This is a genomic window from Burkholderia sp. MSMB1826, from assembly GCF_001526325.1.
GTDB lineage: Bacteria > Pseudomonadota > Gammaproteobacteria > Burkholderiales > Burkholderiaceae > Burkholderia.
Map to the genome: position 1 here is coordinate 1 of NZ_LOYN01000014.1, position 10,790 is coordinate 10,790.

Genomic DNA, 10,790 nt, shown 5'->3' on the forward strand with positions numbered 1-10,790 from the left:
CTGCGTTTTCAGCAGCAGAGAAGCGAGATTATGAACCGTGTTTCGCAGCTCGTCAACAACTTTCTGCACTACATCGTTGCGACTGCGGGGCCATCTTTCTGCGCCGTCGGGCTCGCTACTTCCGAACCTCAACAGCACCGCTTCCCTTCCTTCCGCGCCGCGTTTCCGTTAGCGCGAAAGAGGCGTGATTCTATGCATCCGCCCCCGTCCGCGCAAGCCCTTTGTGAAGAAAGATTGAAAAAGCCCCCGTGCGCTACCGCGCACGGGGGCTAGGGTGCGACGCACGATGTCGCGCTATCGGCTCGCAGGCCGTCGGCAATCTTTCTCTCTATATATAGAAGCTAGAAGCGCGTCACTTGCCGCCCGCCGCAGCCCGCAGTTGCTCGATCGGCACCGCGTCGGCCATCGCCGCATAGCCCGCATCGCTCGGATGGATACCGTCGCCGCTATCGTATCGGCGCTGCAGCACGCTCGGGCGCGCCGGATCGCGCAGCACCGCGTCGAAGTCCACCACGCCGTCGAACCCGCCGCCGCCGCGGATCCACCGGTTCACCTCGAGCCGAATCGCTTCGCGTTCGGCCGGCAACGCCGCCGGCGTGAGCGTCGCGCCGAAGACCTTCACGCCCTGTCGGTGCGCCGCCTCGATCAGCCGGCGATAGCCGTCGATCAACGACGCGGCCGTCACCTGCGTATGCGGGTGATCGCAGTCGAGCCCCGCGCGCGGCGGCATCGCCGCGAAGTTGATGTCGTTGATCCCGATCAGCACGATCGCCGCCTTCACCCCCGAGCGCGACAGCGCGTCACGCTCGAACCGCGACGCCAGCGATGTGCCGTAGCACGCGGAATCGCTAAGCAACCGGTTCCCGCTGATGCCGAGATTCACGACGCCGATCGAATCGGCGCCCGACGCCATCAACCGGCGCGCGAGCGCGTCGGGCCAGCGACGGTTCCGGTTCACGCTGGAGCGGAGCCCATCGGTGATGGAGTCGCCGATCGCGGCGACGCTGGCATGCGCGGAACCGACTTCGACGGCCAGCTCGGTCACCCACGCATATTGAGTAAAACGGGTGCGGAACGCGGCGGCGGCCGGATCGCTCACATGATCGCCGGGCCCAGACACATAGTTGAACTGGTTCGACACGCGATGCCAGACCGTCATCCGCTGGTTCGGCCCCATCCGGAGATCGATCGCATACGGCTGCGCGGCCGTCACGTCGATCGTCACCGGATCGCTTTCGAGCTCCTGACCCGGTGCGAGCGTCACCGACGCCTTGCCGCCGAACCGCACCGGCACCGCCGCGCCGCCGGCCAGTGCCGCCCCTTCGCCGGCGCGCGCAAGGCTCGCGGCCTCGACGACCAGCGGCGCACGACCGTATGCGTTGCTCACGCGAATCCGCGCGGCCCGCCCCGACACGGTCGGGTAGACGATCTGGCGCACGGTCCGCCCGGCCACGTCGGGGGCGCGGTAGAGCGGCGGCGGGGAGGCGAGATCGGGAATCGGCTGCAGCGCGGTCGCCCACGCGGCGACCCAACCGGCCGGCGCGGCCGACGCCGCAAGCGGCGACACGAACACGGCCGCGCCCAGCGCTACCGCGGCGAAACTGCTTCGAAATGACATCGGCAAAATCCTCATCGGAAAGCGGGCATTGTGCCGCAGAAGACGCGAGGCTCACTTGCGAGGCCGCACTCGCGGCGCCTGATCTCCACCCAATTCCCCTCGTTTACCCGAGTCTCGCTGCAAATCCTCAAGAAATTTATTAACCGACCGGTCGGTTGGTTTATACTTCGCAACACATTCAACCGGACGAGAGCTTTCGCCATGTACACGCAATCCCTCGACATCCCCGGCAACGTCGCGCCGCTCGACGCCGCAGCCGAGTCGCCCGAGCAGGCGCGGTTCGATGCGGTGATGGCCGCGGACGGCAAGATCGAACCGCAGGACTGGATGCCCGACGCGTATCGCAAGACGCTGGTACGCCAGATCTCGCAGCACGCGCATTCGGAAGTCGTCGGCATGCTGCCGGAAGGCAACTGGATCTCGCGCGCGCCGAGCCTGAAGCGCAAGGCGATCCTGCTCGCGAAGGTGCAGGACGAAGCCGGCCACGGCCTCTATCTTTACAGCGCGGCCGAAACGCTCGGCGTATCGCGCGATGCGCTGATCGACGCACTGCACGCCGGCAAGGCGAAATACTCGAGCATCTTCAACTATCCGACGCCGACCTGGGCCGACGTCGGCGTGATCGGCTGGCTGGTCGACGGCGCCGCGATCATGAACCAGATCCCGCTGTGCCGCTGCACGTACGGCCCGTACGCGCGCGCGATGATCCGCGTGTGCAAGGAAGAGTCGTTCCACCAGCGCCAGGGTTTCGATGCGCTGCTGTCGATGATGAAGGGTAGCGACGCGCAGCGCGCAATGGTCCAGCAAGCCGTCGACCGCTGGTGGTGGCCCGTGCTGATGATGTTCGGCCCGAGCGACGCCGATTCGGTCCACAGCAGCCAGTCCGCGAAATGGGGCATCAAGCGGATCTCGAACGACGATCTGCGGCAGAAATTCGTCGACGCGACGGTCGACCAGGCGAAGGTGCTCGGCGTCACGCTGCCCGACCCCGACCTGAAATGGAACGAGGCGCGCGGCCACTACGACTACGGCACGATCGACTGGGACGAATTCTGGCGCGTGGTCAACGGCGACGGCCCGTGCAACAAGGAGCGCCTCGCGACTCGCGTGAAAGCACACGAGGACGGCGCCTGGGTGCGCGAAGCTGCGCTCGCGCACGAAGCGAAGCGCCGCGCCCGCGCCGAACAGCACGCCGCCTGAGCGGCGCCCCTCGAATTCAGGAATCAGGAGAAAGCGATGAACAAGGAATGGCCGATCTGGGAAGTGTTCGTGCGCAGCAAGCAGGGCCTCGACCACAAGCATTGCGGCAGCCTGCACGCCGCCGACGCGACGATGGCGCTGCGCATGGCGCGCGACGTCTACACGCGTCGCCAGGAAGGCGTGAGCATCTGGGTGGTGCCGTCGTCGGCGATCACCGCGTCGGATCCGAACGAAAAGGCCGAACTGTTCGAGCCGGCGGGCGACAAGATCTACCGTCACCCGACGTTCTATACGCTGCCCGACGAAGTCAACCACATGTAACGCGCGCGCCATGACGATCACGCCCGAACACCTCTCCTACGTGCTGCGCCTCGCGGACAACGCGCTGATCCTCGGTCAGCGCAACGCCGAATGGTGCGGCCACGGCCCGATCCTCGAGGAAGACATCGCGCTCACCAACATGAGCCTCGACCTCATCGGCCAGGCGCGCATGCTGTATACGCACGCGGCCGAACTCGAGCGCCAGCTCACCGGCGCGACGAAGACCGAGGACGACTACGCGTACTTCCGCACCGAGCGCGAGTTCGCGAATTTCACGCTCGCCGAGTTGCCGCACTACGGCCCGGTGTCCGGCACCGCGCACGCCGACAAGGACTACGCGGTGACGATCGTGCGCAACTTCCTGTACGCGGCGCTGATGCTGCACGTATGGAGCGCGCTGGAAACGTCGACCGACACGCAACTGGCTGCGATCGCCGCGAAATCGGTGAAGGAAACCCGCTATCACGTCCAGCATGCGCGCGAATGGCTCGTGCGCCTCGGCGACGGCACCGACGAATCGCACCGCCGCGCGCAGGCCGCGCTCGACTACCTGATGCCGTACACGCGCGAATGCTTCGCCGCCGATGCGATCGACGACGCGATCGCCGCCGCGGGCATCGGCCCGGCACCGGCCGCAATCGAGGCCGCGTGGCGCGCGGACGTGGACGACGCGCTCGCGGAGGCCACGCTGACGCTGCCGGCGCCGGTGAAGCATGTGACGACCGGCAAGCGGGGCGAGCACTCGGAACACATGGGCTATCTGCTCGCGGAAATGCAGAGCCTCGCGCGCCAGCACCCCGGCGCGAGCTGGTAACCGGCCCACGCCACGGAGCCCGACGATGTCCGCCCAGACCGCTGCCCCCGCCCCCGCCACGCACCGCGACGATCCGCTGCTCGCCCGTGCGTGGGACGTGCTGGAAGCCGTGCCCGACCCGGAGATCCCGGTCGTGTCGATCCGCGAGCTCGGCATCCTGCGCGACGTCCGCCGCGCGGACGACGGCCGGCTCGAAGTCGTGATCACGCCGACCTACTCGGGCTGCCCGGCGATGTCGCAGATCGCCGAGGACATCGCCGCCGCGCTGCAGGCCGCCGATCTGCCGCCGCACCGGATCGAGACGGTGCTCGCGCCCGCGTGGACGACCGACTGGATCACGCAGGAAGCGCGCGACAAGCTGCGCGCGTACGGCATCGCGCCGCCGGCCGGCCAGTGCGGCAGCGCCGCGCCGCGGGAGAACGTCGTGCGCTTCGTGCCGCGGCCGGTCGCGGCGCCCGCCTGCCCGCGCTGCGGCTCCGCGCGCACCGAGCGTCTCGCGCAATTCGCGTCCACGGCCTGCAAGGCGCTGTATCGCTGCGTCGACTGCCGCGAACCCTTCGACTACTTCAAACCCTACTGAATATGGCGACCCCGCAATTTCATCCGCTGCGTATCCGCGACGTGCGGCCCGAGACCGCCGACGCCGTGACCGTCTCGTTCGACGTGCCGCCCGAGCTGCGCGACGCGTACCGCTTCACGCAGGGCCAGTTCGTCACGCTGAAGACCCACATCGACGGCGAGGAGACGCGCCGCTCGTATTCGATCTGCGTCGGCACGACGGACTACGACCGTGACGGCGAACTGCGCATCGGCATCAAGCGCGTGCGCGGCGGCCGCTTCTCGAACTTCGCGTTCGACACGCTGAAGCCCGGCCACACGATCGACGTGATGACGCCGGACGGCCGCTTCTTCACGCACCTGAACGCCGACCACGGCAAGCAGTACGTCGCGTTTTCCGGCGGCTCGGGGATCACGCCGGTGCTCGCGATCGTGAAGACGACGCTCGAACTCGAGCCGCGCAGCACGTTCACGCTGATCTACGGCAACCGCAGCGTCGACGCGATCATGTTCGCGGAGGAGCTCGAGGACCTGAAGAACCGCTACATGAACCGCTTCGTCCTCTATCACGTGCTGTCCGACGACCTGCAGGACGTCGAGCTGTTCAACGGCGTGCTCGATCAGGCGAAGTGCGCGGAGTTCCTCGCGACGCTGACGCCGGCCGACGCGATCGACGAGGCGTTCATCTGCGGCCCGGCGCCGATGATGGACGCCGCCGAAGCCGCGCTGAAGGCGGCCGGCGTGCCGCAGGCGAAGGTGCACGTCGAGCGCTTCGGCACGCCGCTGCCGCAGGCCGGCGCGCCGGTCGTCGAGATCACCGACCAGACGCCGGCCGCCGACCTCGAAATCGTGCTCGACGGCAAGAAACGCAAGCTGCGTTTGCCGTACGAAGGCGTGAGCCTGCTCGACGTGGGCCTGCGCGCCGGCCTCGCGCTGCCGTACGCGTGCAAGGGCGGCGTGTGCTGCACGTGCCGCGCGAAGGTGGTCGAAGGCGAAGTGCGGATGGAGAAGAACTACACGCTCGAGGACCACGAAGTGAAGGACGGCTTCGTGCTCACGTGCCAGTGCCACCCGATCAGCGACAAGGTCGTCGTGAGCTTCGACGAACGTTGAGCGGCATCGCGTCGCGGCGCCCGACGGTTTCTCGCCGTCACACATCTCGCTTACACTAGGGTCTGTTTACATATGGAACGCGCATGCGTTGCCACGAGAACGGCCGCTCGCGAGGCGCGCGACGCCGCGAATACTGACGTATTCGCAAGGAGCGCAACACGGCGAGCGGCCGTTCTCGTGGCAACCCCAAATTAAAAAATCATGTCACGGGAATGCCCGAAATCGCCCGTATGGCGGCGTCGTTCGTCGCTTGTTTGGCGCGGCCAAACGGCGCTCCTCACTCCTTGGCCTACGAGCGATTTCGGGCATTCGCATGTGCGTTCCATATGTAAACAGACCCTAGGGGCCGCCGGCGGGGTGGACGTCTCAACGTCCGCCCCGCCGGCGGTTTTCTTTTGTTGACGACAGGCCGATGAGTACCATTCATGTGATTCAGGGCGGCACCGCCGCCGCGTCGCTGCGCGAGGCCCTCGCGCAAGCCGGACGCGACGAGCGCGTCGTCGGTTTGCTCGACGATCTCGGCGTCGGGCCGCTGAAGGGCGCCGACGAGACGCCCGACACGCGCGCCGCCTTCTGGCAGCACGTGCTCGGCGACCAGATTCCCGACTGGAACGCGGAAATCGAAGGCGAATTCGCACGCCTCGGCCAACTCGCGACGGAGACAGGCCAGGTCGTCGTGTGGCACGCGCCGAGCGTCGGCGACAAGCTGCTGCTGCGCCGCGTCGCCTATCACCTGCGCAACGTGCCGCAGCGCCTGAACGAGGTGCGGCTGTCGGCCGCCGATCTCGACGCCGCGCAGCGCGCGTCGCTGTCGCGCACCGACCAGGCATGCGCGACCGGGATGTTCTCGCCCGCGGAACTGGCGCGCAAGCGGCCGGCGGCCGCGCCGGTCTCGGTCCTGCGCATTGGCCGCCTCGCGCTCGAATGGCAGGAAGCGAAGCACCTGAACGCCGAACTGCGTTATTGGGTCAGCAACACGATCAAGAGCGGCCACTACGCCGATCTCGACGCACTGATCGTCGCGCGCGCGGAAACCGACTGGCAGCCTGCGCGGCGCCTCGTCGGCAGCATCATGGCCGCCGCCGACCGCGGCGGGCTGTTCGTCAGCGACTCGATCGCCTGGTGGCGTTGCCGCGAGCTGGCGGTCGCCGGCCGGCTCGAGCTGCAGGACGACGCGCCCGACGCCCTCTCTTCCACGCAGGTGCGCGCGGTCCGTGCCGCCCCGCACCGCTAATCTTCCGTATTCGACCATGGCCCGAACCCGAGCGCCCGACCACGAATCCCAGCGCGAGCAGATCCTCGACCTGGCCGCCGAGAAATTCGCGCAAACGAGCTACCCGAGCACGTCGATGTCCGATCTCGCGACCGCGAGCGGCACGTCGAAGGCGCGGCTCTATCACTATTACGAGAGCAAGGAAGCGATCCTGTTCGACCTGCTCGACCGCTACACGAAACGGCTGATGCTGATCATCGCCGAGGTCGAGGGCGCGAGCCAGCGGCGCGGCCTCAGCGAGCGCGACGCGTTCGCCGAACTCGTGCGCGCGTTCCTCGCCGAATACGAGACGTCGCACAGCCGCCACGTCGCGCTGCTCAACGACGTGAAGTACCTCGAGGACGCGCAGCGCGAAATCGTGCTCGACCGCCAGCGCGACATCGTCGCGGCGTTCACGCGGCAGCTCGCGCGCGCTTACCCGGACCGCATCTCGAAGGAAAACCAGACCTCGGTGACGATGATGGTGTTCGGGATGATCAACTGGACCTTCACGTGGCTGAAGCCGGGCGGGCGCCTCGGCTATCGCGACTTCGCCGAACAGGTGATCGACCTGATCGAGCGCGGGCTGTCGACAGCCGCCTGATTGCCGCGCAGCAGCATGCGTTGCGTGGCCGGCACAGTGCGGCCGCCCGTCGCGCATTTCATATGATGAATTTTATATCCGTTAAAAATCAAATAGATAGAGAATGAACTAAGCGGATTTAGAATTCCCCCTCGGCATAAACACTGTCAAATACGGGTTTTCCCCAACCCCGCTCGGGTAAAATGCTGTTGCATTGCACAACCCGTTTGTGCGCCCACACTGAGGAACCCACGATGAACACGCAATTCAACGGCCGTGCCGATGCTGTCGGCAAGGTCGGTACTGCGCCGGTTCTCGTCAGGGAACTGGCTTCCAAAGACCGTGAGCACATGCTCACCCACTTTCTCTCGCTCGACGAAGAGGACCGCCTGCTGCGCTTCGGCCAGATGGTGCCCGACCACGTCATCGAGAACTATGTCCGCACGATCGACTTCGGTCGCGATACCGTGTTCGGCGTGTTCGACCACGACCTCGAACTGATCGGCGTCGGCCATCTGGCCTATCTGCCGGCCGAGGGCGACACGCGCACGGCGGAATTCGGCGTGTCGGTGCTCGAAAGCGCGCGCGGCCGCGGCGTCGGCTCGAAGCTGTTCGAGCGCGCGGCGATCCGCAGCCGCAACACGCACGTGACGATGCTGTACATGCACTGCCTGTCGCGTAACGCGACGATGATGCACATCGCGAAGAAGTCCGGGATGCGGATCGAGTACGCGTACGGCGAAGCCGATGCGTACCTGTCGCTGCCGCCGGCCGACCACTCGACGATCATCGCCGAGATGCTGCAGGAGCAGGCCGCGGTGTTCGACTACGCGATGAAGCGCCAGGCGCGCCGCACGACGAAGTTCATCGAATCGCTGATGCCCGCCGCACTGACGGCCTGACGTCGACCAGCCGGGCCGCGCGTGCGGCGCGCCCGGCGCCCTCCCTTCCCCGCCGCGCTAGCGCACCGAACGAATCGGCAACGCCGTCGTTTCCTTGAAGCAGTCGAGCGAAAAGCTCGTTTTCACGTCGATCACCGACGGATGATGCAGCAGATGCTCCTGCACGAAGCGGGAGAAATGCGCCATGTCCTCGACCTGCACACGCAGCAGGTAGTCCATGTCGCCCGTCATCGCATGGCACGCGACGACTTCCGGCCAAGTCTGCACGGCCGCGCGAAACAGTTCCGCGTGGGTCGCGCCCGCGCGCGCCGACGTCTCGTCGGCCCGCATCGGCGCAAGGCCGCCGCGCTTTTCGAGCCGCACGCTCACGTAGGCCAGCAGGTCGAGCCCGAGCTTCTGCGGATTCAACAGCGCGACGTAGCCCGTGATCACGCCGATTTCCTCGAGCCGCCGGATCCGCCGCAGGCACGGGCTCGGCGACAGGTTCACGCGTTCGGCGATCTCCTGGTTCGACAGGCGCCCGTTCTCCTGAAGAATCGCGAGGATTCGACGATCGATGGCATCCAATTCAGCTTGCGCCATCTTCTGCCCTCCGATGAGTATTTTGAGACTGGAAATTGCGCCATCGTAGGCTCGGGCGATTAAGTTCGCAAGTTTCCGCTCGCGGCCGCCCGCTACACTCTGTCGCATGCTTCGACTCGCCGCGCACGCGCGCTGCCGGCGCGGCCGTCGACATCGAACCACGCCGGACACGCGCACGCCGCCCCCGGCCGATCGCCCCGCACAGGAGACACGACATGCAGATCCCCACCTGGGACAACCCCGTCGGCACCGACGGCTTCGAATTCATCGAATACACGGCACCGGACCCGAAAGCACTCGGACAACTGTTCGAACGGATGGGTTTCACCGCGATCGCGCGCCACCGCCACAAGGACGTGACGGTGTACCGCCAGGGCGACATCAATTTCATCATCAACGCCGAACCCGATTCGTTCGCGCAACGCTTCGCGCGGCTGCACGGCCCGTCGATCTGCGCGATCGCGTTCCGCGTGCAGGACGCCGCCAAGGCGTACCAGCGCGCGCTGGAGCTCGGCGCATGGGGCTTCGACAACAAGACGGGCCCGATGGAGCTGAACATCCCCGCGATCAAGGGCATCGGCGATTCGTTGATCTACTTCGTCGATCGCTGGCGCGGCAAGAACGGCGCACAACCGGGCGCGATCGGCGACATCAGCATCTACGACGTCGACTTCGAGCCGATTCCCGGCGCGAACCCGAACCCGGTCGGCCACGGCCTCACCTACATCGACCATCTGACGCACAACGTGCATCGCGGCCGCATGCAGGAATGGGCGGAGTTCTACGAACGCCTGTTCAACTTCCGCGAAGTGCGCTATTTCGACATCGAAGGCAAGGTGACGGGCGTGAAGTCGAAGGCGATGACGTCGCCGTGCGGCAAGATCCGCATCCCGATCAACGAGGAAGGCTCGGATACGGCCGGCCAGATCCAGGAATATCTCGACGCGTATCACGGCGAAGGCATCCAGCACATCGCGCTCGGCGCGAGCGACATCTACCGGGCGGTCGACGGGCTGCGCAGCAAGGAAGTGAAGCTGCTCGACACGATCGACACGTATTACGAGCTGGTCGACCGCCGCGTGCCGAACCACGGCGAATCGCTGGACGAGCTGAAGAAGCGCAAGATCCTGATCGACGGCGCGCGCGACGACCTGCTGCTGCAGATCTTCACCGAAAACCAGATCGGGCCGATCTTCTTCGAAATCATCCAGCGCAAGGGCAACCAGGGCTTCGGCGAAGGCAACTTCAAGGCGCTGTTCGAATCGATCGAACTCGACCAGATCCGCCGCGGCGTCGTGCAGGACAAGGCCTGACGCTGCCGCCGCGCGGCGGCAGCCCCGAGTAACCGGGACGGCCACGCGATCCGGCGGCACAAAGAAAAAGGGCGGGAATCCCGGGATTCCCGCCCTTTTTGCATTCCGGCGCAGCCCGCGGGCCGCGCGATCGCATCAACGCACGTTCGCCTTCGACTCGGCGGCACGTTCGGCCGACGGCTGTGCTGCGGTGTCCTGAGCCGGCACGATCTGACGCATCTGCGCGCCGGCTGCCGCCAGTGCGCTCGCGCCGCGCGCGTGCACCGGGCCGGTCATCGCGAAAAATGCGGCGGACACGATCAGGAAACTCTGGATATGACGTGTGTTCATTGCACCTCCTGTAAAACTGCCGGCGCCTCCCCGACTGAGTCGGAACGAACCGACGCGGCCGGGCACCTCCGGCAGGCCGACAAGATTAACGGCATTTGCCGGCAGATCAACGCGGCTTTACATGCTTTTACATGATGTAACGCATCATCCCGCCCTGTTTTGCGGTGCGCCGCCCTCATTTCCCCGCGTTGCGACCGATGGGCG

General features: G+C 66.4%; 12 protein-coding genes. 9 read left to right on the forward strand and 3 right to left on the reverse strand.

The genetic code is table 11. The features are described from left to right. Nucleotides 1-352 precede the first annotated feature (352 nt). Nucleotides 353-1,618, reverse strand: coding sequence for an SGNH/GDSL hydrolase family protein (locus tag WS95_RS06720; RefSeq protein ID WP_059822934.1), 1,266 nt, complete (start codon nt 1,616-1,618; stop codon nt 353-355). Nucleotides 1,619-1,819: 201 nt separating this feature from the next. Between WS95_RS06720 and paaA the strand changes: the two genes are divergently transcribed. The 8 genes from paaA (at nt 1,820) to WS95_RS06760 (ending at nt 8,361) form a co-directional block, all read left to right on the forward strand. Then, nucleotides 1,820-2,818: a 1,2-phenylacetyl-CoA epoxidase subunit PaaA gene (gene paaA / locus WS95_RS06725; protein WP_059822936.1), complete on the forward strand. Its 999-nt coding sequence runs from the start codon at nt 1,820-1,822 to the stop codon at nt 2,816-2,818. Between the two features lie 36 nt (nt 2,819-2,854). Then, a complete protein-coding gene (paaB, locus tag WS95_RS06730) occupies nt 2,855-3,139 on the forward strand; it encodes a 1,2-phenylacetyl-CoA epoxidase subunit PaaB (RefSeq protein WP_034188015.1) in 285 nt (94 codons plus the stop codon). A gap of 10 nt (nt 3,140-3,149) precedes the next feature. Next, the gene (paaC, locus tag WS95_RS06735) at nt 3,150-3,953 is read left to right on the forward strand and encodes a 1,2-phenylacetyl-CoA epoxidase subunit PaaC (protein WP_059780348.1); all 804 of its coding nucleotides are present in this window, start codon (nt 3,150-3,152) and stop codon (nt 3,951-3,953) included. 25 nt (nt 3,954-3,978) lie between these two features. Next, a complete protein-coding gene (gene paaD / locus WS95_RS06740) occupies nt 3,979-4,533 on the forward strand; it encodes a 1,2-phenylacetyl-CoA epoxidase subunit PaaD (protein ID WP_034209524.1) in 555 nt (184 codons plus the stop codon). A gap of 2 nt (nt 4,534-4,535) precedes the next feature. Then, nucleotides 4,536-5,624 (forward strand): 1,2-phenylacetyl-CoA epoxidase subunit PaaE, encoded by a 1,089-nt coding sequence (gene paaE, locus WS95_RS06745; RefSeq protein WP_034209525.1) that lies wholly within the window; start codon nt 4,536-4,538, stop codon nt 5,622-5,624. 412 nt (nt 5,625-6,036) lie between these two features. Continuing rightward, nucleotides 6,037-6,858 carry a DUF1835 domain-containing protein gene (locus WS95_RS06750; RefSeq protein WP_034209526.1) on the forward strand — a complete coding sequence of 274 codons (822 nt, stop codon included), beginning with the start codon at nt 6,037-6,039 and terminating at the stop codon, nt 6,856-6,858. A gap of 16 nt (nt 6,859-6,874) precedes the next feature. Then, on the forward strand, nt 6,875-7,480 hold the full coding sequence (locus WS95_RS06755) for a TetR/AcrR family transcriptional regulator (RefSeq protein WP_006482923.1): 606 nt from the start codon (nt 6,875-6,877) through the stop codon (nt 7,478-7,480). Between the two features lie 233 nt (nt 7,481-7,713). Continuing rightward, nucleotides 7,714-8,361: a GNAT family N-acetyltransferase gene (locus tag WS95_RS06760; RefSeq protein ID WP_034209527.1), complete on the forward strand. Its 648-nt coding sequence runs from the start codon at nt 7,714-7,716 to the stop codon at nt 8,359-8,361. A gap of 57 nt (nt 8,362-8,418) precedes the next feature. On the opposite strand, the gene WS95_RS06765 is transcribed toward WS95_RS06760, so the two are convergent. Next, nucleotides 8,419-8,943: an Lrp/AsnC family transcriptional regulator gene (locus WS95_RS06765; protein ID WP_059790400.1), complete on the reverse strand. Its 525-nt coding sequence runs from the start codon at nt 8,941-8,943 to the stop codon at nt 8,419-8,421. Between the two features lie 215 nt (nt 8,944-9,158). Here WS95_RS06765 and hppD point away from each other — a divergent pair, with 215 nt between their 5' ends. After that, complete coding sequence (gene hppD / locus WS95_RS06770) at nt 9,159-10,256, forward strand: 4-hydroxyphenylpyruvate dioxygenase (RefSeq protein WP_059780351.1); 1,098 nt, start codon at nt 9,159-9,161, stop codon at nt 10,254-10,256. A 135-nt stretch (nt 10,257-10,391) separates the two neighbouring features. On the opposite strand, the gene WS95_RS06775 is transcribed toward hppD, so the two are convergent. Continuing rightward, nucleotides 10,392-10,586 carry a hypothetical protein gene (locus tag WS95_RS06775; protein WP_034209530.1) on the reverse strand — a complete coding sequence of 65 codons (195 nt, stop codon included), beginning with the start codon at nt 10,584-10,586 and terminating at the stop codon, nt 10,392-10,394. Nucleotides 10,587-10,790: the final 204 nt, after the last annotated feature.